This is a genomic window from Enterobacter cloacae complex sp. HYC074_NIDB (assembly GCF_056673345.1).
Genome location: NZ_CP114214.1, coordinates 45,122 through 67,794, shown reverse-complemented (window position 1 = coordinate 67,794; position 22,673 = coordinate 45,122). Strand labels below are relative to the sequence as shown.

Annotated in this window: 22 protein-coding genes, 1 pseudogene and 1 other annotated feature; of the genes and pseudogenes, 8 read left to right on the top strand and 15 right to left on the bottom strand. The window is 55.9% G+C overall.

Going from position 1 to position 22,673, the window contains the following annotated elements:
* Positions 1-22 precede the first annotated feature (22 nt).
* Positions 23-757, top strand: coding sequence for a GntR family transcriptional regulator (locus tag O1724_RS00340; RefSeq protein WP_003861087.1), 735 nt, complete (start codon positions 23-25; stop codon positions 755-757).
* Here O1724_RS00340 and O1724_RS00335 read toward each other — a convergent pair.
* The 3 genes from O1724_RS00335 to ibpA all read right to left on the bottom strand — a co-directional run bounded on the left by O1724_RS00335 (position 737) and on the right by ibpA (position 3,563).
* Entirely contained in the window at positions 737-2,398 is a 1,662-nt protein-coding gene (locus O1724_RS00335; RefSeq protein ID WP_003861089.1) for a putative transporter, read from the bottom strand. The genes O1724_RS00340 and O1724_RS00335 overlap by 21 nt on opposite strands.
* Positions 2,399-2,587: 189 nt before the next feature.
* Positions 2,588-3,016 (bottom strand): small heat shock chaperone IbpB, encoded by a 429-nt coding sequence (gene ibpB / locus O1724_RS00330; RefSeq protein ID WP_003861091.1) that lies wholly within the window; start codon positions 3,014-3,016, stop codon positions 2,588-2,590.
* 136 nt (positions 3,017-3,152) lie between these two features.
* Positions 3,153-3,563: a small heat shock chaperone IbpA gene (gene ibpA / locus O1724_RS00325; protein ID WP_003861094.1), complete on the bottom strand. Its 411-nt coding sequence runs from the start codon at positions 3,561-3,563 to the stop codon at positions 3,153-3,155.
* Positions 3,557-3,631: a sequence feature (ROSE (Repression Of Heat Shock gene Expression) occurs in the 5'-region of heat shock genes and acts as an RNA thermometer to modulate expression.), on the bottom strand. (Overlaps the previous gene by 7 nt.)
* Positions 3,632-3,878: 247 nt before the next feature.
* Between ibpA and O1724_RS00320 the strand changes: the two genes are divergently transcribed.
* On the top strand, positions 3,879-4,211 hold the full coding sequence (locus tag O1724_RS00320; protein ID WP_003861096.1) for a YceK/YidQ family lipoprotein: 333 nt from the start codon (positions 3,879-3,881) through the stop codon (positions 4,209-4,211).
* Here the strand turns inward: O1724_RS00320 and O1724_RS00315 are convergent.
* The 8 genes from O1724_RS00315 to O1724_RS00280 form a co-directional block, all read right to left on the bottom strand.
* On the bottom strand, positions 4,208-5,437 hold the full coding sequence (locus tag O1724_RS00315) for a YidR family protein (RefSeq protein ID WP_170970034.1): 1,230 nt from the start codon (positions 5,435-5,437) through the stop codon (positions 4,208-4,210). The two genes, O1724_RS00320 and O1724_RS00315, sit on opposite strands and share 4 nt — an antisense overlap.
* Before the next feature lie 51 nt (positions 5,438-5,488).
* The gene (locus O1724_RS00310) at positions 5,489-6,826 is read right to left on the bottom strand and encodes an MFS transporter (protein ID WP_164724104.1); all 1,338 of its coding nucleotides are present in this window, start codon (positions 6,824-6,826) and stop codon (positions 5,489-5,491) included.
* 180 nt (positions 6,827-7,006) lie between these two features.
* On the bottom strand, positions 7,007-8,155 hold the full coding sequence (gene dgoD, locus O1724_RS00305) for a galactonate dehydratase (protein WP_032608143.1): 1,149 nt from the start codon (positions 8,153-8,155) through the stop codon (positions 7,007-7,009).
* Complete coding sequence (locus O1724_RS00300; RefSeq protein ID WP_126297380.1) at positions 8,152-8,769, bottom strand: 2-dehydro-3-deoxy-6-phosphogalactonate aldolase; 618 nt, start codon at positions 8,767-8,769, stop codon at positions 8,152-8,154. Before O1724_RS00300 ends, dgoD begins: the two co-directional genes overlap by 4 nt.
* A complete protein-coding gene (locus O1724_RS00295) occupies positions 8,753-9,631 on the bottom strand; it encodes a 2-dehydro-3-deoxygalactonokinase (protein WP_003861107.1) in 879 nt (292 codons plus the stop codon). Before O1724_RS00295 ends, O1724_RS00300 begins: the two co-directional genes overlap by 17 nt.
* The gene (gene dgoR, locus O1724_RS00290) at positions 9,628-10,317 is read right to left on the bottom strand and encodes a D-galactonate utilization transcriptional regulator DgoR (protein WP_003861109.1); all 690 of its coding nucleotides are present in this window, start codon (positions 10,315-10,317) and stop codon (positions 9,628-9,630) included. The genes O1724_RS00295 and dgoR overlap by 4 nt, the downstream gene beginning before the upstream one ends.
* A 226-nt stretch (positions 10,318-10,543) precedes the next feature.
* Positions 10,544-11,356 carry a sugar-phosphatase gene (gene yidA, locus O1724_RS00285; protein ID WP_023295661.1) on the bottom strand — a complete coding sequence of 271 codons (813 nt, stop codon included), beginning with the start codon at positions 11,354-11,356 and terminating at the stop codon, positions 10,544-10,546.
* Positions 11,357-11,469: 113 nt separating this feature from the next.
* The gene (locus tag O1724_RS00280; protein WP_003861113.1) at positions 11,470-12,495 is read right to left on the bottom strand and encodes a zinc-dependent alcohol dehydrogenase family protein; all 1,026 of its coding nucleotides are present in this window, start codon (positions 12,493-12,495) and stop codon (positions 11,470-11,472) included.
* Between the two features lie 113 nt (positions 12,496-12,608).
* On the opposite strand from O1724_RS00280, the gene O1724_RS00275 reads away from it, so the two are divergent.
* A complete protein-coding gene (locus tag O1724_RS00275; protein ID WP_126297381.1) occupies positions 12,609-13,544 on the top strand; it encodes a LysR family transcriptional regulator in 936 nt (311 codons plus the stop codon).
* A 33-nt stretch (positions 13,545-13,577) separates the two neighbouring features.
* Here the strand turns inward: O1724_RS00275 and gyrB are convergent, their stop codons facing one another.
* Genes gyrB through dnaA form a run of 4 tightly spaced genes read right to left on the bottom strand, consistent with a single transcriptional unit; the run spans position 13,578 to position 19,590 of the window.
* Positions 13,578-15,989 (bottom strand): DNA topoisomerase (ATP-hydrolyzing) subunit B, encoded by a 2,412-nt coding sequence (gene gyrB, locus O1724_RS00270; protein WP_003861119.1) that lies wholly within the window; start codon positions 15,987-15,989, stop codon positions 13,578-13,580.
* Positions 15,990-16,017: 28 nt separating this feature from the next.
* Entirely contained in the window at positions 16,018-17,091 is a 1,074-nt protein-coding gene (gene recF, locus O1724_RS00265; protein WP_003861121.1) for a DNA replication/repair protein RecF, read from the bottom strand.
* Positions 17,091-18,191 (bottom strand): DNA polymerase III subunit beta, encoded by a 1,101-nt coding sequence (gene dnaN / locus O1724_RS00260; protein ID WP_003861122.1) that lies wholly within the window; start codon positions 18,189-18,191, stop codon positions 17,091-17,093. The genes recF and dnaN overlap by 1 nt, the downstream gene beginning before the upstream one ends.
* Before the next feature lie 4 nt (positions 18,192-18,195).
* A complete protein-coding gene (gene dnaA, locus O1724_RS00255) occupies positions 18,196-19,590 on the bottom strand; it encodes a chromosomal replication initiator protein DnaA (RefSeq protein ID WP_003861124.1) in 1,395 nt (464 codons plus the stop codon).
* Positions 19,591-19,948: 358 nt separating this feature from the next.
* On the opposite strand from dnaA, the pseudogene O1724_RS00250 reads away from it, so the two are divergent.
* The 5 genes and pseudogenes from O1724_RS00250 to yidC all read left to right on the top strand — a co-directional run.
* A pseudogene (locus O1724_RS00250) lies at positions 19,949-19,999 on the top strand (hypothetical protein); the annotation flags it as partial.
* A 228-nt stretch (positions 20,000-20,227) separates the two neighbouring features.
* Positions 20,228-20,368: a 50S ribosomal protein L34 gene (gene rpmH / locus O1724_RS00245; RefSeq protein WP_000831330.1), complete on the top strand. Its 141-nt coding sequence runs from the start codon at positions 20,228-20,230 to the stop codon at positions 20,366-20,368.
* A 16-nt stretch (positions 20,369-20,384) separates the two neighbouring features.
* A complete protein-coding gene (gene rnpA, locus O1724_RS00240) occupies positions 20,385-20,744 on the top strand; it encodes a ribonuclease P protein component (protein ID WP_003861126.1) in 360 nt (119 codons plus the stop codon).
* The gene (yidD, locus tag O1724_RS00235) at positions 20,708-20,965 is read left to right on the top strand and encodes a membrane protein insertion efficiency factor YidD (protein ID WP_001307474.1); all 258 of its coding nucleotides are present in this window, start codon (positions 20,708-20,710) and stop codon (positions 20,963-20,965) included. Before rnpA ends, yidD begins: the two co-directional genes overlap by 37 nt.
* A gap of 2 nt (positions 20,966-20,967) precedes the next feature.
* The gene (gene yidC / locus O1724_RS00230) at positions 20,968-22,611 is read left to right on the top strand and encodes a membrane protein insertase YidC (protein ID WP_003861138.1); all 1,644 of its coding nucleotides are present in this window, start codon (positions 20,968-20,970) and stop codon (positions 22,609-22,611) included.
* Positions 22,612-22,673: the final 62 nt, after the last annotated feature.

Sequence of the window (22,673 nt, the reverse complement as noted above, 5' to 3'; positions counted from 1 at the left end):
ATGTGCGCAGAGAGGTCTACTGGTGATCTACAAATCAATTGCCGATCGGCTACGGCTGCGGCTGAATTCTTCGGACTACAACATTGGCAGTCCGTTACCCGGAGAAAAAGCGCTGGCAAAGGAGTTTGGCGTAGCCCGGATGACCGTCCGCAAAGCGCTGGATCTGCTGGTAAGCTGGGGGCTGGTTGAACGTCGACACGGCAGCGGGACGTTCGTGGCGCGCAAAGACGTTCATCATGAAACGACTAACCTGACTGGGCTGGTGGAGGTATTGCGCCAGCAGGGGAAAGAAGTGCAAAGCAAGGTGTTGCAGTTTGAAGTGATGCCCGCGCCGCCCGCCATCGCCAGCCAGCTGCGGATTCAGGTTGATGAGCGGATCTATTTTTCAAGGCGGGTGCGTTACGTGGACGGAAAACCGCTGATGCTGGAGGACAGCTTTATGCCGGTGAAGCTGTTCCGCAATCTTTCCCTGGCGCATCTCGAAGGGTCTAAGTTTGATTACATCGAGAAGGAGTGTGGGATCACCATCAGCGGCAACTACGAGAGCCTGACGCCGGTGCTGGCTGATAAACAGCTGGCCGGTTATATGAATGTGCCGGAACAGACGCCGCTGCTGCGCATCACTTCCCTTTCCTACAGCGACAGCGGCGAGTTCCTCAATTATTCCGTGATGTTCCGGAACACCAGCGATTACCAGGTGGACTACCATCTGCGGCGCATCCACCCGGAAGACTTGTTAGCCCATCCCCCAGAATAGCACCGCCAGTAGCTGCGGGGTGATGATGCGCAGAAACATCACCAGCGGATAAACCGTGGCGTAGGATAACGCCGCCGCGCCGCTGGTGGCGTGCAGGTTATTGGCGAACGCCAGCGCGGGCGGATCGGTCATGGAACCGGCCAGCATGCCGCACAGCGTGAGATAGTTCATTTTAGCGAACATACGCGCCAATAATCCGACAGTTATCAGTGGGATAGCGGTAATAAATATGCCGTATCCTACCCAGCTCATCCCTTCGCCGTTCACCAGAGTATCGACAAAATCGCCGCCGGATTTCAGCCCCACCACCGCCAGAAACAGCACGATGCCCAACTCCCGCAGCGCCAGGTTAGCGCTCGGCGGCATAAACCAGTAGAGCTTACCGATGGAGCCGATACGCCCGAGGATAAGCGCCATAATGAGCGGCCCGCCTGCCAGACCCAGCTTCAGTGCTACCGGGAAGCCGGGCACATACAGGGGGATGGAGCCAAGCATGACCCCAAGCCCGACGCCGATAAAGACCGGCAGCATCTGCACCTGCTGGAGTTTTTGCTGGGCGTTGCCCACCATGTCCGCTACGGCATCAATAGATGAAGGACGCCCGACGAGGTTGAGAATATCACCGAATTGCAGGCTGGCATCCTGGCTGGCCACCAGCTCGACACCGGCGCGGTTAAGCCGGGAGATCACCACGTCATAACGCTCTTTAACCTGCAAATCGCGTATTTTCTTGCCCAGAACCTTCTCATTGGTCACTACCACGCGCTCCACGCGCATGTCCGTTCCACGGGTTGAGAGTGAGGTATCCACCTCCTGACCGATCACCAGCCGGGCATTGTTTAAATCCGCCGGTTGCCCTACCAGATGCAGGAGATCGCCGTGCTGAATAAGGGTATCCGGTGAAGGCACCATCAGCGTTTCATCACGTTTCAGGCGGGAACAGATAATGGTCGCGCTGTTCAGAATGGGAACATCCTGAATCGCCATATTGTTCAGATTAGGGTTTTCGACGCGAATATTGATAGTTTTAATGAGCGCATGGCCGTTGGTCAGCGTGCTTTCATGCTCTTTTGCCTCCTGCTCGACGTTAACGCGGAACAGCACGCGCACCAGCCACATCGAGAGCAAAATACCGCAAATGCCAAACGGATAGGCCATGGCGTAGCTCATCCCCATCTGATCGACGACATCAGCAGGGATACCCAGATCGCGCAGAATTTGCTGGCCCGCCCCGAGCGCGGGCGTATTCGTGACGGCGCCGGAGAAGATGCCCAGCACAACGGGCAGCGGAATCGCGAAGAGTTTATGCAGGATTGCGGTGACCAGCCCACCCATCACAACAATGCCGAAGGCAAAGAGATTAAGGCGTAAACCGGAGACGCGCAGGGAAGCGAAGAAGCCCGGCCCCACCTGAATACCGATGGTATACACAAAGAGGATCAGGCCGAACTCCTGGATGAAATGCAGCATATCGGCGCTGAGCACCCACCCAAGCTGGTCGGCAAAATGGCCGACAAAAATCCCGCCGAACAGCACCCCGCCAATCCCAAACCCGACGCCGCGGATTTTGATATTCCCCAGCCATAGCCCCACTACCGCGACAAGGGCCAACACGCTGACGGTTAACGCGATATCACTCATGTTCCACATCCTGTGTATAACCTTAGTTATGATAAAGATTCTCTCAGAGCTGGCGGCGGTTGTATGGGCGATGGCGCACAAAAAAGCCGAAGGTAAACGCAAAACGGTCACCCGAAGGTGACCGTTTTTAATGTTTGCATCCTCTCCCACAGGGAGAGGGTCGGGGTGAGGGCACCAGCCCGCACACGATTAGCTATTCAACGCCGGGCGTTCGCTAATGGCGATGCGCTGAGGCGCAATGGCTTCCGGCACGTTACGGGTGAGGTCAATGTTCAGCAGCCCGTTAGTGAACGTCGCGCCAGAAACTTCCATATGGTCTGCCAGGGTAAAGCTCAGGCTAAACGGCTGAGTGACAAGCCCCTGATGCAGCCATTTGGTCTCGGTGTCTGGTTTTTCCGGTGACCCTTTCACGGTCAGGCGCGCACCCTCAAGCTGGATGTCGAGATCTTCCTGGCGGAACCCGGCCAGCGCAAGCGTGATGCGGTAGTGGTTATCATCGCTTTTTTCGATGTTGTACGGCGGAAAGGTCTGCTGTTCGGTTGCGCTTTGCAGCGCGTTAGCCAGTTTGTCAAAACCGATCCACTGACGCAGCAGAGGGGAAAAATCATAGTTACGCATACTAAATCTCCTTCTGAGAAGCGAGTTCGGCACAGTTTAATTTTGTGCACAGTTGTACCTGCAAACCCTTGCGGATTCGCATATGCTCCCTTTACGGCAAGCAATTTCAGGTGGGCCGCAGCCGCGACCCGCTTAATTAATTGATTTCGATACGACGCGGTTTTTTCTCTTCCGGAATCACACGTTCCAGTTCGATAAACAGCAGGCCATTCACCAGGTTCGCGCCCTTGACGTGGATGTTCTCAGCCAGCTGGAACTTGCGTTCAAAGTTACGCTCTGCGATACCCTGGTAGAGGTAGGTTCGTTCTTTCTGCTCGCCCGCATGGGAGCCTTTCACCACCAGCAGATTGTCCTGCGCGGTGATCTCCAGTTCGCTCTCTGCGAAACCGGCAACAGCAATCGCAATGCGATAGTGGTTTTCGTCAACCAGTTCAACGTTGTAAGGAGGATAGCCGTTGCTCTGGCTCTGGTTGTTTTCTAAGTGGTTGAACAGACGATCAAAACCAATGGCAGAACGGTATAGCGGAGAGAGATCGAAATTACGCATAGATAAATGCTCCTGAAATCAGCGAGAAAATGTAGCCTTCCACCATGGACAGGCTTCTGCTTCCCCGAACACCCATCAGGCGTGTCCGTTATCGGGTTACATTCTTAAAATGGGTATGGATACGGCCTTTTCAAGCCTGTTGATGTGAGATTTTTTTGCACTTTGCTGGTTGTCGCATAGACTCAGGGGCACAGCACAAAGGGTTAAATTGCGATGGCGACCACAGTGCGGGAGTTTGGAGCTATCCATTTTGGACGCGCCTCGCTATAACCCTGAGTTGCAGGTCAATGCCGTGCTACTAATGATGACTGAGTGATGATGAGAAATGTTCTGATTAAGCTGGCGACGTTCAGCGGGGTTGTTTTACTTTGCGGGTGTTCGAGCGTGATGTCGCACACCGGCGGTAAAGAAGGAACATATCCGGGGACGCGCGCCAGTGCCGCAATGATCTCTGATGATGAGACAAACTGGGGTACCAAATCTCTGGCGATTCTTGATATGCCGTTTACGGCGGTTGCCGATACGCTTTTGCTGCCGTGGGATATGTTCCGCACCGACAGCTCAGTGCGTTCGCGCGTTGAGAAAAGCGAGCAGGAGACGCTGGCAACCAACTCCGTCATCCCGCCCGCAGCGATGCCTCCACGCTAATTCTGTGCGGTTTCCGTTAGCCACAGCTGGCGGAAACCGTCCTTCGCTTCCATCCATGCAATAAATCGTCCGTCCGGGGAAAACACCACAGCGTCAGCAGACGGCGGATTGCCATGATCGGAGGTCAAAAACGTCACCTCACCGGTCTGCGCATCGCAGCAGGCAATGCGGCTTTCGAGCACAAACCCAAGTGTGCGGCCAGAAGGATGCCAGTTAAAAGCCGACTGGATATCACTTTCACTGTGGGTCAGCTGGCGCGGCTCGCCGCCCTCAGGGGAGATAAGCCACAGCTGCACAACGCCGTTATCGTCCCGCATTAAAAACGCAACCTGCGTCCCCTGTGGATTGCTGCGCACCCAGTGGCGCGGCACGTTCACCAGCCCCGGATACGCCTTCTGATGGGTGAAGGTAAGGCGGCGTTGCATGACGCCCGCAGGCGGCGCGGGCATTGTATCCGGCGTTCCCTGCAACGGCGCATCGCCCGCTCGTTTCCAGCCCTGCTCGTCTTTGGGAAGATCGACAATAAACAGTTCGGGCACTTTCTCGCCTTTCGCAGACACCGTATCGCCGATAAACGCCAGCCTGTCGTTGCCCACCCAGCCCTCTTCATAGGCGCGGTTGATCTCATCGCTGCCCGGTTTCGGGTTCGGCGTTGTCCGGCTTACCAGTACGCTCCAGAAGGTTCCGGCATATTCCCGCGGATGGTTCCCCTGTGGGTTTACCGGACCACAAGGCGCCGCCACCCCGACGTTACGCAAATCCAGCTGCGGATCGCGCGCGTGCAGCACATGGTCGTTATAGGTAAAGCTGACGAACTGCCCGTTCGGGCTAAAAACGTGAACGTGGGTGCCGCCACGCAGCGCACCTGCCGTGTAAGGCGCGGTGATATCCATCGCATCAAGATTGCTCACCTGACCATTGTGCGCAATCACCCCCTGACGATGGTGAAAATCATACTGCCAGTCTGCATCCGGGTTTTTCGGGCCGTGGATAAAAACATATTTGTCCTGCGCCGGATGAACGGTTACCACGCCAACATGCGCGCCGTCAGTCGCACGGTAGATCGCCTCAACCTCGCCCGTACTAACATTGACCCGCTCAATGGTTTCACCGGTAAACGACGCGCCGGACGGGCGGACATCATAGACAAGCCACTGACTGTCTGGCGTCCAGGTGTTGATGTTGGTGAGCTGGTGGTTGCGGGAAGCGAAGGTGATTTGTTTCATGAAAATACCCTGATGCGCGGTTATCGCATCAGGGTAAAACATCCGAAGGGATTAGCCTACTCGTTTCACGTCGCCGACCAGCAGGATGTAGGAGAGCGCCCCGATCAGCGCCACGGCAGAGATATACACCAGCGCCGGACCAAAGCCGTAGTCCTGCGCCAGGTAACCGATGACCAGCGGCACGGTGATCCCGCCCAGGCCGCCAACGAAGTTAAACACGCCGCCGGTCAGGCCAATCAGACGCATCGGCGCCAGCGACGACACCAGCGACCAGGTGATGGAGGCAAAACCGTTCCCGAAGAACGCTAACGCCATCAAGGTCATGATCCACACCGGATCGTTGGTGTAGTTCGCTCCCATGATGCAGGTAGAGATCAGCAGGCCGCAGATAATAGGCGTTTTACGCGCAACGCCCAGTGAGAAGCCTTTTTTCACCAGTTTGTCCGCCAGCCAGCCCGAGAGCAGGACGCCGAAAAACGCCGCAAGGAAGGGTACGGTGGTCATAAAGCCCGCCTTTAGCGCGGTAATCCCTTTTTCCTGGGTCAGATAGTTCGGGAACCAGGTGAGGAAGAACCACAGCGTGGAAGTCACCGCGAACTGGCCCAGATATACGCCCACCAGCTTACGGTGGAAGACCAGCTTCCAGTCCGCTCTGGTCAGCGGCTGGCGCGCCTCTTTTTTCACGGGCGCATCGCCGTCCACCAGGCCACCGCCGTCGCGGATGTAGTCCAGTTCGGCTTTGGTGATGCTTTTGGTCAGGCGCGGCGGCTGATAAACCTTAAACCAGATTAACGACCAGATAATGCCGATCCCGCCGGTGACGATGAACACCCAGTGCCAGCTCAGTAGCTCCTGGATCCAGATTAACAGCGGCGTCAGAAATGCCAGGCCAACAAACTGCCCGGAGGTGTAAAAACCAACAGCGGAAGCGCGTTCGTGTTCCGGGAACCAGCTGGTCACCATGCGGTTGTTGGTCGGAAACGCGGGCGCTTCAAACACCCCGGTGATGGCGCGCAGGCCAATCAGTGACATCAGCCCGGTGGCGAAGCCCTGGAACAGAGTCGCCACGGACCAGCCAAAAATAGCGATAAAGTAGGTCAGACGCGACCCCACGCGGTCAAGGAACCAGCCGCCCGGGATCTGGCAGAGCGTATACAGCCAGGCAAACGCCGAGAAGACGTAGCCCATTTCCGCTTTGGTGATGCCAAACTCTTCCTGAATATGAGCCGATGCCACGGCAAGGTTGGCGCGGTCGACATAACAGATGACCACGGTAATAAAGATCATGATCAGCGTCAGGTAACGACGACGCCCGGTTTTTGCAGCAGTAACTGGAATATCCATCGCAATCTGTCTCCAGATTTTGGGCATAGCGAAGCCGCTCACCATGCCCTGTAATTTACAGAGGGTGTATTTGGTTTTTTTAATTAAAAACGTAAACGGAATGCGCTAAATAATTCGTGCTGGGGGAAGGCGGCAAGTTTTCGCATCCCCGGGAGCATACAAAAGTATGTGACCGGGGTAAGAAAACGCAGCCAACGCATCACCAGCGCGAAGTATGACGCGCATTTACCACTCGGCTACGGAACCGTCTTCATGACGCCACAGTGGGTTACGCCAGTCCGGCGCACATTTACTCAGCTCAATGACTTTGGCTTCGTCGATCTCCACGCCAAGGCCCGGCTTCGTTAACGGTTTAAAGAAACCGCCTTCCATGCTGAAGTCTTCCTTGTTTTTCACAAAGTCGAGCAGCTCCGCGCCCTTGTTATAGTGAATGCCCATGCTTTGTTCCTGGAACACCGCATTGCGCGAGACGAAGTCGACGTGCAGGCAGGCCGCCAGCGCAATTGGCCCAAGCGGACAGTGCGGGGCCAGCGCCACATCGTAGGCTTCTGCCATTCCGGCAATTTTGTAGCATTCGGTGATGCCACCCGCGTGGGAGAGGTCCGGTTGCAGGATCGCAATGCCGCCCGCTTCCAGCACGCGTTTAAACTCGAAGCGCGAGAACATGCGTTCACCCGCCGCGATGGGAATGTGCGTCTGTTCAGCCAGTTTCGGATAGTATTCCGCCTGCTCGGCCAGCACCGGCTCTTCGATAAACAGCGGGCGATACGGCTCCAGCTCTTTAATCAGCACTTTGGCCATTGGCGCGCTAACGCGGCCGTGGAAATCCAGGCCAAACTCAATCTCGTTGCCGAAAGCCTCACGGATTTGCGCCACGGTATTCACCGCCCGGTCTACCGCGCGCGAGTTGTCGATAACGCCCATCTCTTCGCAGCCGTTGAGTTTGAAGGTGTCAAAACCGATGTTGCGCAGTTGCCGGATACCGTCGATCACTTCCGCAGGGCGGTCACCGCCCACCCAGCTGTAGGCTTTGATTTTGTCGCGCACCAGGCCGCCCATTAATTGCCAGACCGGGGCATTCAGCACTTTGCCTTTGATATCCCACAGCGCCTGATCAATACCGGCGATGGCGCTCATCAGGATCGGACCGCCACGGTAAAATCCCGCCCGGTACATGACCTGCCACAGGTCGTTGATGCGCGCCGGATCCTGGCCAATCAGGTATTCGCCCAGCTCGTGAACCGCGGCTTCAACGGTGCGCGCACGGCCTTCAATCACCGGCTCGCCCCAGCCAACCACGCCTTCGTCGGTTTCGATTTTCAGGAACATCCAACGCGGGGGTAAACGGTACGTGGTGAGTTTGGTTATTTTCATTGCACTGCCTCTCGATACGCTTTCACAAATGCTGCCGCCTGCTGTGCGGTACGCTCAACGGGCTGTCCGGCACGATAGAGATCGCTGCCCAGCCCGGCGCCCACACAGCCCGCTTTTATCCACTGCACCAGGTTTTCCGGCGTGACGCCGCCCACGGCAAAGACCGGCACGCTGGCGGGTAAGACCGCTTTCAGCGCTTTGATGTAATCCGGACCAAAGGCCGACGACGGGAAAATTTTGAGAGACTGTGCGCCTGCATCGAGGGCGGCAAAGGCTTCTGTAGCCGTGGCGCAACCCGGGCAAACGGTCATGCCGTACTCCACCGCCCGGCGGATCACCTCGGGGTTGATATTCGGTGTGACGATAAGCTTGCAGCCCATCTTCGCCAGTTCATCCACCTGCTCCGGCTGTAATACGGTACCAGCGCCAATCAGCGCCTTATCACCAAACGCCTTCACAATTGCCGGAATGCTTTTTTCCCACTCCGGGGAGTTGAGCGGGATTTCCACCGCGTCGAACCCGGCGTCAATCACCGCGTTAACGTGCGCTAAGGCCTCACCGGGCGTGATATCGCGCAAAATCGCGATCAGGGGAAGTTCAGTTTGCCACTGCATGAGCGATGCTCCTTATGCCTGCCTGAAATGCCGTGTCGCCTTCCACCGCAGCAACATCCCGTCCGATAGCGTGGAACGCCTGGCGGTAACGAGACGTCAGCGATGAACCCGCGACGAGCGTGATGGCCTGCTGCCCGGCGAACGCGTCGCTCAGGGTGGCGACCTCTGCGCCAATCAGCAGGCCGGACAGAAATTCGCTGACCTGTTCGCGCGGAAGATTTCCCAGCACGTGCGAGGCGCGAACCTCAAAAAGTTGCGGCAAAACGGCAGGGGATGCGATCCCGCGCTCCAGCCCGGCGGCAAACGCTTCCGGCGAAGGGGTCTGCTCCGGCAAACCGGCCCCCACCAGCGAGTGCTTAAGCAGCAAGTGGTGCAATTCGCCGGTCATTACGGTGCGAAAGTCATGAATTTGCTCAGCATCCGCCTGGACCCATTTGCAGTGCGTCCCGGGCATGACGTAGACAGAAGAAGGAGAAAGCGTGCGCGCCCCGAGCAGTTGCGTCTCTTCACCGCGCATCACGTTATGGTTATCGTCGCGAGAGACGCATAAACCGGGGATAATCCAGACATTGTCGCCAACGGACGTTAACTGCTCGCCAACGGCAGTGAAATGCACCGGAACCGACAGATAAGGCGCAACCTTCCAGCCTACGTTACTGCCGACCATTCCGGCCATCACCACTGGCGTAGTACCGTCGCGCCAGTTTTGTGTCACCTCTGCTAACACCGCTGCTGGGGATTTACCGTTCAGGCGCGTCACACCTGCTTCTGATTGCCTGCTTTCCAGGCACTGCTCACCCTGGTAGAGCCAGGCGCGCAGATTGGTCGATCCCCAGTCAATTGCGATGTAGCGTGATGTCATGTGATTTCCTTCAACCTTCGTGTCGAGCTGGCGATCATGGTCAGCGCCGCCTGCTCTGCCGCATCGCCGTCCTGATGCCGTATCGCATCGAACAGCGCTTTATGTTCCTGAAGCGTTTTCGGCATGTTGGCCTCATCACCCATCCAGGTACGTTCAAATACTGCTCGCTGTAGCGAGCTGATCGCCACGCTAAGCTGCTGTAACACCGGGTTATGCACCGACTGCAATACCGCCTCGTGGTAGCGAATGTCCGCCTCGTTGAACGCCTCCCGATTCTGGTTATTGGCGATCATGTCGTTTAAAGCCGACTCAATCTGTGCCAGGTCACCTGACGTTGCGCGCTCTGCCGCCCAGCGGGCAATGGCCGGTTCCACCAGATTTCGGACTTCGCTCATCGCGCCGATAAGCCGTGGGTCGTAGTCGTTTTCCAGTACCCATTGCAGAACATCGGTATCGAGGTAGTTCCACTGGTTACGCGGCGCCACAAACGCGCCGCGATAGCGCTTCATTTCAATCAGCCGCTTCGCCATCAGCGAGCGGAACACTTCCCGGATGATGTTGCGCGAGGTTTCAAACTCCTCGCACAGTTCCGCCTCTGCTGGCAGCGGCGAACCGGGAACGTATTTGCCACCCACAATCTGAGTGCCCAGCGTGATGACAATGCGATCGGTTTTATTGAGTGTCATGGAGAGTCCTTGTGCTCTGTAAGTCCATCACTACTTTACCGCGACCGCTGAATTTCGCCTCACTTTTGCAGTACAAACGTGAGGCCTTTCGTCTTTGCCGTGGTGACAATGTAGTACAATCAATTAATGTTGTACTACAATCAAGATCACAAAAAGAACAATCCGATAAATTCAGGGCCAAAAAAAGCCCCGGTAGATAACCGAGGCTGATGATTACAGACAGCTGCTAGGAGAGGACAAATTTCTCGATCGCCCAGGCAACGCCGTCTTCCAGGTTAGATTTGGTCACGAAGTTCGCCACTTCTTTTACCGACGGGATGGCGTTATCCATCGCCACGCCCATGCCTGCATATTCGATCATCGCAATATCGTTTTCCTGGTCGCCCAGCGCCATGATCTCCTCAGGCTTGATGCCCAGCGCATCGGCAAGCGATTTGACGCCCGTGCCTTTATTGACGCGTTTATCGAGGATTTCGAGGAAGTACGGCGCACTTTTCAGTACGGTGTATTTCTCTTTTACCTCAGCCGGAATGCGTGAAATGGCTTTGTCGAGAACCGCAGGTTCATCAATCATCATCACTTTCAGGAACTGTGTCGCCGGATCCATTTTCTCCGCTTCACAGAACACCAGTGGAATGGTTGCAACGTAGGACTCGTGCACCGTGTAGTAGCTGATATCGCGGTTGGCGGTGTAAAGCGTATTGCGATCTAGCGCGTGGAAGTGAGAGCCCACGTCGCGGGAGAGTTTTTCCAGGAACCGGTAGTCATCATAGCTCAGTGCCGTTTGCGCCACCGTGCTGCCATCGGCTGCCTTTTGCACCAGCGCGCCGTTATAGGTGATGCAGTAATCACCAGGCTGGTTCATGTGCAGCTCTTTCAGGTAACTGTGCACCCCGGCATACGGGCGTCCGGTGGTGAGCACCACGTTCACGCCTTTTTCGCGTGCGGCGGCGATCGCATTTTTAACGGCAGGAGAGATAGTGTGGTCTGGCAGCAGCAGCGTGCCGTCCATATCGATTGCAATGAGTTTGATGGCCATGGGGTCCCCGGGATAAATGAGTGCTACCTCATGCTAACGCGATTAAGCACACAAAAATAGAGCTACCTTGCGCAACAAAAAGCCCCTTTTACGTTTATCCCGGGAACGGGAACTCACTCGCGGGTGAGAACGATTTTGCCAAACGCACCGCGATCCAGATGCTCAAGCGCCTGTTCCAGCTCGTCAAAGCGGTAGCGATGCTCAATCACCGGTTTTAACTCCGTGACATCAACAGCACGGACAAAATCTTCCAGCGCCCGGCGGTGTCCAACCCCAATCCCCTGAATGACGGGGGATTTCAGCAACAGCTCGCTTGCAGGCAGAGAAATTTCTGTCCCGGCCAGCACGCCAATGACCGATATCCGCCCATGAACGGCAACGGCGCGCAGGGAATGTCTCAGGTTCTCCCCACCCACGGTTTCGATAATATGGTCGATGCCGCGATCCTGCGTCAGTGCCAGCGTATTTTCAGCCCAGTCGCCTTTCAGTCGGTTGATGCCCTGGCTGGCCCCCAGCTTTTTGGCCCGCGCCAGTTTTTCATCACTTCCCGAGGAGACAAACACCTCTGCGCCGTGCGCTTTTGCTATCTGCAAAGCGAATAGCGCCACACCGCCCGTCCCTTGTACCAGCACCGATTGCCCGGCGCGTAAATGACCGCGCTCCACCAGCGCGAACCATGCGGTAAGCCCCGCGCAAGGAAGCGTGCTGGCCTCAGCGTCATCCAGGCTTTCCGGGGACGCCACCAGCGCGTTTTCACTCACAATCACATATTCGGCCAGCATGCCCTGGAAGTATCCACCGGACGTTTTATAAGGCAAATCGCGCGCGTCTGCCTGCGGCTTGCCGTCGATCCATTCCGGGAAGAAGGTTGAGATGACGCGTGCGCCGGGTTTGAAACGCGTAACGCCTTCACCGATGCTGTCCACCACGCCTGCCATGTCAGATGCTGGGGTAAACGGGAAGGAAAGCGGAATCGGCATCGTGCCTTCAATCACCATTTTATCCCGGTAGTTGAGCGCAACGGCATTTACCCGTACGCGGACCTCTCCCGGGCCTGGCTGTGGAACAGGCTCCTGAATGAGCCTGAGGCTTTCACGACCAAGGGCATCCATTGACCAGCGTTGCATTGTTGCTGTCATTTTTTTCTCCTGTCATCAGATGATTTTCAGTTCTGACAGTCTACCGTTGACTCATCGTCACCAGTGGCGATAAGTTTTCTCTTCATTGATGACCAAATTGATACAATTCGTCCATGACCGATACGCTGAAAGATATTCCCGTTTTCGTTGCCTCCGTTGAGGCAGAAAGTTTTGCCCAGGCCGCCGTCCGTCTGCATTTGTCGCGCTCGGCGGTAGGAAAAAGCATTGCTCGTCTTGAAGAGAGGCTGGGGGTTCGTCTGTTTCATCGGACCACCCGCAGCCAGAGGCTGACCGATAACGGCGCGCTTTTTTATGAACGCTGCCTGCGCGCGCTGGAAGAGATCCGTGGCGCTGAATCGCAGCTTGAAACCGGAAAACATCAGGTCAGCGGTCGGCTGCGTGTTGCCATGCCGGTGCTGTTTGGTCGCCAGTGTATCGCCCCGCTGCTAATAGAGCTCGCGCAGGAGCATCCCGGGCTTGAGCTTGAAATGTCCTTTAGCGACCGCATCGTGGATCTTGTGGAAGAAGGGTTTGATATGGCGGTGCGCAATGGCACCCTGGCTGACAGCGCCGTGCTGGTCGCCAGAAGGCTGGGAGTGCACCGAATGGTTCTGTGTGCCGCGCCGGATTATCTGATTAAGAATGGCCAGCCGCAAAGCGTTGATGATTTACGCCAGTATACGGCCATTAACTACACGCGTGCGGGCAGAGTCTTACCCTGGCAGCTGATGGATTACGATTGCACGTCGCGCACGTTTATTCCCCGCTCATCCCTCAATATGGATGATTTGCAGGCGATCTGCGACGCGGCGCTGGCCGGCCACGGTATTGCATGGTTACCCTGCTGGATGGTCATCAAAGAAATTCATCAGGGAAATCTTGTCCCGCTCTTTAAGCAGGCCCCGGATGTACGCTTCGACGTTCATGCCGTCTGGCAGCAGACGCCACACCTGCCGCTAAGGGTAAGAATTGCCATAGATATGCTGGTCAAACGTTTACCGGCAGTGATGTCGCTGGAGTTTCCTGCGTCCATAAAAAAGCCGCGCTAAAGCGCGGCCAGTTATGTTGTCGTAAAGCGACGATTAAATATCGATATTCGCCGCCTTCAGGGCGTTCTCTTCGATGAAGGCGCGACGTGGTTCAACCGCATCGCCCATCAGGGTCGTGAACAGCTGATCCGCTGCGATTGCGTCTTTAACGGTGACGCGCAGCATGCGACGGCTTTCCGGATCCATAGTGGTTTCCCACAGCTGATCCGGGTTCATTTCGCCCAGGCCTTTATAACGCTGAATAGAGAGGCCGCGACGGGACTCTTTCACCAGCCACTCCAGCGCCTGTTCGAAGCTGGCTACCGGTTGACGACGCTCGCCACGTTCGATGAACGCGTCGTCTTCGATCAGACCACGCAGCTTCTCGCCGAGGGTGCAGATACGGCGGTATTCCGGACCGGTAACAAACTCGTGCTCCAGCGGGTAGTCGGTATCGACGCCGTGGGTACGCACGCGAACAATCGGCTCGAACTGCTGCTCAGCGTTCTGCTGAACGTCGAACTTCCACTGGCTGCCGTGCTGCTCTTTCTCGTTCAGCTCGCTCACCAGGGTGTTCACCCAGCGGGTGACGGTCTGCTCGTTGCTCAGATCGGCTTCGGTCAGGGTCGGCTGATAAATCAGCTCTTTCAGCAGCGCTTTCGGATAGCGACGCTCCATACGGCCAATCATTTTCTGCGTGGCGTTGAACTCGGAAACCAGACGCTCCAGCGGCTCACCGGCCAGCGCTGGCGCGCTGGAGTTTGCGTGCAGGGTCGCACCATCAAGGGCGATCGCGATTTGGTACTGATCCATCGCGTCGTCATCTTTAATGTACTGTTCCTGCTTGCCTTTTTTCACCTTGTACAGCGGTGGCTGCGCAATGTAGACGTGGCCGCGCTCAACGATTTCCGGCATCTGACGATAGAAGAAGGTCAACAGCAGCGTACGGATGTGCGAGCCGTCGACGTCCGCATCGGTCATGATGATGATGCTGTGATAACGCAGTTTGTCCGGGTTGTACTCGTCGCGACCAATGCCGCAGCCGAGCGCGGTGATGAGCGTCGCCACTTCCTGAGAAGAGAGCATCTTGTCGAAGCGCGCTTTCTCAACGTTGAGGATTTTACCCTTCAGCGGCAGAATCGCCTGGTTCTTGCGGTTACGGCCCTGCTTTGCAGAACCGCCCGCGGAGTCCCCTTCCACAAGGTACAGTTCAGACAGCGCCGGGTCGCGTTCCTGACAGTCAGCCAGTTTGCCCGGCAGGCCTGCCAGGTCCAGCGCGCCTTTACGACGGGTCATTTCACGCGCTTTACGCGCCGCTTCACGGGCACGCGCCGCATCGATAATTTTACCCACCACGATTTTCGCGTCGGACGGGTTTTCCAGCAGGTATTCGCTCAGCAGTTCGTTCATCTGCTGTTCAACCGCCGATTTCACCTCAGAAGAGACCAGCTTGTCTTTGGTCTGTGAGGAGAACTTCGGATCCGGCACCTTCACGGAGACCACGGCAATCAGGCCTTCACGGGCATCGTCACCGGTGGCGCTGACTTTCGCTTTTTTGCTGTAGCCTTCTTTGTCCATGTAAGCGTTCAGGGTACGGGTCATCGCCGCGCGGAAGCCCGCAAGGTGCGTACCGCCGTCGCGCTGTGGAATGTTGTTGGTGAAGCAGTAAATGTTTTCCTGGAAACCGTCGTTCCACTGCAAGGCCACTTCCACGCCGATACCGTCTTTTTCAGTAGAGAAGTAGAAGATATTCGGGTGAATTGGCGTTTTGTTCTTGTTCAGATACTCAACGAACGCCTTGATACCACCTTCGTAATGGAAGTGGTCTTCTTTGTTGTCGCGTTTGTCGCGCAGACGAATCGAAACGCCGGAGTTCAGGAACGACAGTTCACGCAGGCGTTTCGCCAGAATGTCGTACTCGAATTCGGTGACGTTGGTGAAGGTTTCAAGGCTCGGCCAGAAACGCACCATGGTACCGGTTTTCTCGGTATCGCCCGTGACGGCCAGCGGCGCTTCAGGCACGCCGTGCTGGTAGATCTGACGGTGAATTTTGCCTTCGCGCTGGATAACCAGCTCCAGCTTCTGCGACAGGGCGTTAACTACGGATACGCCTACGCCGTGCAGACCGCCGGAAACTTTATAGGAGTTATCATCGAACTTACCGCCTGCGTGCAGAACGGTCATGATGACTTCCGCCGCGGAGACGCCCTCTTCCGGGTGAATACCGGTTGGGATGCCACGGCCGTCATCGGTGACGGAGACGGAGTTATCCGCATGGATGGTGACCACGATGTCTTTACAGTGACCCGCGAGCGCTTCGTCGATAGCGTTATCTACCACCTCGAATACCATGTGGTGCAGACCGGTGCCGTCATCCGTGTCGCCGATATACATACCCGGGCGCTTACGCACCGCATCCAGCCCTTTCAGGACTTTGATACTGGAGGAGTCATAAGAATTCGACATCAACGTTTCTCGCTCATTTCAACTTGGGTTAATCCGTTATTTTACCCTTTTCCACGGTAAACATCTTCGAATTTTCGTCCGACATGTCCATAACGTGTTCAGCGCTAATGGCGCTGACGAAAACCTGCGACTGCGTGGCTTTCAGGCGGCTGGCAAGCAGCCCGCGCCGCGCGTCGTCAAGTTCCGAGGCAAAATCATCTATCAGGTACAGGCAGCGTCGTCCGCTTTCGCGGGTGAGGAACTCCCCCTGTGCCAGGCGCAACGCACACATCAGGAGCTTGAGCTGCCCGCGCGACAGCGTGTCTTCCACCGGCGCACCGTCGGCACGAATGCGGAAATCCGCCTTGTGCGGGCCGTGCGCGGTGTAGGTCAACATGCGATCGCGCTCGAAGCTTCTCTCTAACACCTCGGCATAGTCCGTCTCTTTCTCCCAGCCGCGCTGGAAAGAGAAGGTGAGAGAGAACTCGGGTAAAAACTGTTTGCAGGTGTCGGCCATGTCTTCGGCGATACCTGCGCTGTATTCGGCACGCCAGCGGCTGATTTGTTCCGCTAGAGGGATGAGTTCCATGTCCCACGGACGCAGCTGGGCGTAGCGCGTGACCTGGCGCAATGCGGCGTTACGCTGTTTAAGCAGACGCTTCAGGTTGCTCCAGGCGTTAAAGAAACCGGCTTCATTGTGAAAGCATCCCCAGTCGAGGAACGCTCTTCTGTATTTGGGGCCGCCGTTGAGTAAAGTAAACCCCTCGGGCGTAATCAGCTGCATCGGCATCAGCAGCGCCAGCTCCGCCACCTTGTGGCCATCGGTGCCGTCGATGCGCACCTTGCTGTCACCCTGCTTGTCTTTGGTCAGGCCGATGGCGGTCTCCCGCTCCTCTCCCTGCAAACGCCCGTGCAGAACAAAAGAATCCTGCTCGTGGCGAATCACGCGACCAATCTGCAAACTGCGAAACGCCCGGCCGTGGCCGAGCGTATAGATGGCTTCCAGCACGCTGGTTTTGCCGCTGCCGTTCGCGCCAACCAGGAAGTTAAAGCCAGGGGATAAAGCGAGATCCGCGCTTTCGATATTGCGAAAGTCGCGGATCAACAGACGGGTGAGCGACATTACAGTCTCATTGGCATAACAACATAAGCAGCCGACTGTGATGCGGCATCTTCAATCTGTACGCTCGAAACGGAGTCAGTCAGCAGGATGCGAACGTTCTCGCATTTCAGTGCATTCAGCACATCCAGCACGTAGCTGACGTTGAAGCCGATTTCCATCTCAGCCCCGGCGTAGGTGACGTCCAGAATCTCTTCTGCCTCTTCCTGCTCCGGGTTGTTGGCGGTGATTTTGATCTGGTTTTCACTCACGTACAGACGTACGCCGCGGAATTTCTCGTTCGAGAGAATAGCGGCACGCGCAAACGCCTGCTTGAGGATGTCGCAACCCGCCTCCAGCGTTTTGTCCGGATTCTTCGGCAATACGCGGCGATAATCCGGGAAACGACCGTCTACCAGCTTCGATGTGAAGACAAAATCGCCCACGTGGGCACGAATATTGTTGCTGCCAATCTGCACGCGCAGTGGGGTATCGCCGCCGTCGAGCATGCGCATCAGTTCAATTACGCCTTTACGCGGTACGATCACCGAATGGTTTGGCAGTGAATCGCCAATCGGCATGGAACAGACCGCCAGACGGTGACCGTCGGTCGCCACGGTACGCAGCTCTTCACCTTCGGTTTCGAACAGCATGCCGTTTAAGTAATAACGAACGTCCTGATGCGCCATGGAGAACTGCGTGGCTTCAATCAGACGCTTCATCGTCGCCTGCGGCAGGGTAAATTCAACTTCGCTCTGCCAGTCATCCAGGTTCGGGAAGTCCGCAGCGGGCAGCGTGGAGAGGGAGAAACGGCTGCGGCCAGAGCGCACCAGCATGCGGTCGCCCTCCAGCTGCACGGCGATTTCAGCGCCTTCCGGCAGCCCACGGCAAATATCAAAGAATTTACGTGCCGGAACCGTGGTCGCGCCCGCGTCGTGCGGCTGAGTCAGCGTAACGCGCGCGATCATTTCCATTTCCAGATCTGTGCCGGTCAGCGACAGCGTACCGTCCGCGACCTGAAGCAGCAGGTTTCCAAGAATAGGCAGCGTAGGGCGGCCGCCTAATGGGCCACTCACCTGTTGCAGCGGTTTTAATAAATGTTCACGTTCAACGGTAAATTTCATAGCGTCACGATGATAATGTTCTGATTAAATTGGAAAAATCTTCTTTTATGTCGTGGCTTTCTTCGCGTAGCTGCTCGATCTTGCGACAGGCGTGCAGCACGGTCGTATGGTCACGGCCACCAAACGCATCACCGATTTCCGGCAGGCTGTGGTTGGTGAGCTCTTTTGCCAGCGCCATCGCCATCTGACGCGGACGCGCCACCGAGCGGGAACGACGTTTAGACAGTAAATCTGCCACTTTGATCTTGTAGTACTCAGCCACCGTCTTCTGAATATTGTCGATAGTGACCAGTTTTTCCTGCAAAGCCAATAAATCGCGCAGTGCTTCACGCACAAAATCGATGGTGATCGCACGACCGGTGAAGTTGGCGTTAGCGATAACGCGGTTCAGCGCCCCTTCCAGCTCACGCACGTTGGAACGCAAGCGCTTGGCAATAAAGAACGCCACTTCACCCGGCAGGCGAATGTCGTTCTCGTCGGCTTTTTTCATCAGGATCGCGACGCGGGTTTCCAGCTCCGGCGGCTCGATCGCCACGGTCAGGCCCCAGCCGAAGCGGGATTTGAGACGATCTTCAACGCCGTTGATCTCTTTTGGATAACGATCCGAGGTCAGAATGATCTGCTGATTGCCTTCCAGCAGGGCATTAAAGGTATGGAAAAACTCTTCCTGCGATCGTTCTTTATTGGCAAAGAACTGAATGTCATCGATCAGCAGCGCATCAACGGAACGGTAGTAGCGTTTAAACTCTTCGATCGCATTGTTTTGCAGGGCTTTTACCATGTCCTGAACGAAGCGTTCGGAGTGCATATACACTACTTTGGCATTGGGCTTACGCGCCATAATGCCGTTGCCCACCGCATGCAACAGGTGCGTTTTACCGAGACCCGTGCCGCCATACAGGAACAGCGGGTTGTAAGCGCCACCGGGGTTATCGGCAACCTGGCGAGCCGCCGCGCGCGCCAGCTGGTTCGACTTACCTTCAACGAAGTTATCGAACGTGTGTTTCACGTTAACGTTAGAGCGGTAGGTAGGCTCAGCGGGGGCTGGAACGTTATCCCAGCCCTGACGAGCCGGTGCAACGCGAGGCGCTGGAGCGGGCGCCGCCTGTGCAGGGGCTGCCACATTGACAACTTCACGAACGGTTTGGGTGACCGGCTTTGTGCCCACTTCAAAACGCAGCTGTGGGGCATCTGACCCGCAGAAATCATTCAGCAGTCCATTGATGTTATTAAGGTATTTATCCCTTACCCAATCGAGCACGAAACGGTTTGGCGCATACAAAGCCAGCGTGTTATCGCTCAGTTCCGCCTGCAACGGGCGGATCCACATACTGAATTCTGTGGCTGGTAACTCATCCTGCAATCGGGCAAGACACTGCTGCCAAAGCGAAAGTGACACGGCGGACTCCACTCGAACAATAAAAGAAAACTATTGAATATTCATGATTGTTGGCGCACATCGACATGACCCCATCAGGGTGATGTGCGAACCGCTATCTGCGGTTATACACGCTATCGTTGATACAGCCTGAACGATGTTGTGTTTATGCCCGACCAGGATCGCTGGATCCCGATCGGGACCGCGGATCATAGCCTAAACTGAGCCAGAGATCTTCTGTTTCTCACAGATTCTTCCCGATTTATCCACAGGAAGATCCGGAATCGGGTAAGTGTAAACGATCCTGACGCGAGTGCCTCGCGATTTAGGCCGCATATTGGAAAATTTAATGAGCACAGACAATTTTTGGCTTAAATGATCTAACGAAGATCCGGGACGATCCTTGCGCTTTGTTGGCGAGCCCGTATAATCCTCGACCCGGCGCGTGATGCTCATCTTCCTGCGTCGTCCGTTGCTCATTTTCCACGCGAAATCGTGCGGAAATACGCGGGAAATAAGGAAAGAGAATTGACTCCGGAGTGTACAATTATTACAATCCGGCCTCTTTAATCACCCACGCTGAGGCGTTAGTCGTTCGAATCTCGTTCGGGTATACGCAAAAGTCAGTGAATTTATTCAAGTTTAGGTAGAAATCGCCATGAAACGCACTTTTCAACCGTCTGTACTGAAGCGCAACCGTTCTCACGGCTTCCGTGCTCGTATGGCTACTAAAAATGGTCGTCAGGTTCTGGCACGTCGTCGTGCTAAAGGCCGCGCTCGTCTGACCGTTTCCAAGTAATAAAGCTAACCCCTGAGTGGTTAAGCTCGCATTTCCCAGGGAGTTACGTTTGTTAACTCCCACTCATTTCACTTTCGTCTTCCAGCAGCCACAACGGGCTGGCACGCCGCAAATCACCATCCTCGGCCGCCAAAATTCGCTGGGGCATCCCCGCATCGGTCTCACAGTCGCCAAGAAAAACGTTAAGCGTGCGCATGAACGCAACCGGATTAAACGTCTGACGCGTGAAAGTTTCCGTTTACGTCAGCACGAACTGCCTTCAATGGATTTCGTGGTGGTGGCTAAAAAAGGGGTTGCCGACCTCGATAACCGTGCTCTCTCGGAAGCGTTGGAAAAATTATGGCGCCGCCACTGTCGCCTGGCTCGCGGGTCCTGATAGCCCTCATTCGGGTCTATCAACGCCTGATTAGTCCGCTACTCGGGCCACACTGCCGTTTCACGCCAACATGCTCAAGCTACGGAATTGAGGCATTGCGCAGGTTTGGAGTGATAAAAGGCAGTTGGTTGACGGTGAAACGCGTATTAAAATGCCACCCTTTACACCCAGGTGGAGACGACCCCGTCCCTCCAGGACCTTTTGATACCAGAGAACACTAACGATGGATTCGCAACGCAATCTTCTTATCATCGCTTTGTTGTTCGTGTCTTTCATGATCTGGCAGGCATGGGAGCAGGATAAAAATCCTCAACCCCAGCAGCAGACCACGCAGACCACGACCACCGCAGCGGGTAGCGCCGCCGACCAGGGCGTACCGGCCAGTGGCCAGGGGAAACAGATTACGGTTAAGACCGATGTGCTTGAGCTGACTATCAACACCCGTGGTGGTGATGTTGAGCAGGCGCTGCTGTTGACCTACCCGAAAGAACTGAAGTCTACCGAACCGTTCCAGTTACTGGAAACCACGCCTGAATTTATCTACCAGGCGCAGAGCGGCCTGACCGGTCGTGATGGCCCGGATAATCCGGCTAACGGTGCGCGTCCACTGTATAACGTCGAGAATGACACGTTTGTACTGGCTGATGGTCAGAACGAACTGGTTATCCCGATGACCTACACCGACGCGGCAGGCAACACCTTCACCAAAACCTTCACCCTGAAACGCGGTGAGTATGCGGTGAACGTGGGCTACAGCGTACAGAACGCCGGTGCGAAACCGCTGGAAATCTCTACCTTTGGTCAGCTGAAGCAGTCCATCAATCTGCCGTCTCACCGTGATACCGGAAGCAGCAACTTTGCGCTGCATACCTTCCGTGGCGCGGCTTACTCCACGCCAGATACCAAGTACGAGAAATACAAATTCGACACCATTGCCGATAACGAAAACCTGAACGTCAGCTCTAAAGGCGGTTGGGTCGCAATGCTGCAACAGTATTTCGCGACGGCGTGGGTACCGAATAACGACGGTACCAACAACTTCTACACCGCGAACCTCGGCAACGGTATTGCAGCCATCGGCTACAAATCTCAGCCGGTTCTGGTGCAGCCGGGTCAAACCGGTAAACTGGCAAGCACCCTGTGGGTCGGCCCGGAAATCCAGGACAAAATGGCTGCCGTTGCGCCGCACCTGGATCTGACCGTGGATTACGGTTGGTTGTGGTTCATCTCTCAGCCGCTGTTTAAGCTGCTGAAGTTCATCCACAGCTTCCTGGGTAACTGGGGCTTCTCCATCATCGTTATCACCTTTATCGTTCGTGGCATCATGTACCCGCTGACTAAAGCGCAGTACACCTCCATGGCGAAGATGCGTATGCTACAGCCGAAGATTCAGGCTATGCGTGAGCGTCTGGGCGATGACAAACAGCGTCAGAGCCAGGAGATGATGGCCCTGTATAAAGCAGAGAAAGTGAACCCACTGGGTGGTTGCTTCCCGCTGCTGATTCAGATGCCAATCTTCCTTGCGCTGTACTACATGCTGATGGGTTCCGTTGAGCTGCGCCACGCGCCGTTCGCCCTGTGGATCCATGACCTGTCCGCACAGGACCCGTACTACATCCTGCCGATCCTGATGGGCGTGACGATGTTCTTCATTCAGAAGATGTCTCCGACCACCGTGACCGACCCGATGCAGCAGAAGATCATGACCTTTATGCCGGTCATATTCACCGTGTTCTTCCTGTGGTTCCCGTCAGGTCTGGTGCTGTACTATATCGTCAGCAACCTGGTGACCATCATCCAGCAGCAGCTGATTTACCGTGGTCTGGAAAAACGTGGCCTGCATAGCCGCGAAAAGAAAAAGTCCTGATTCGGTAACTTAACGCTAAAATAAGGGCGGTCGATTGACCGCCTTTTTTATTTGTATTGAAC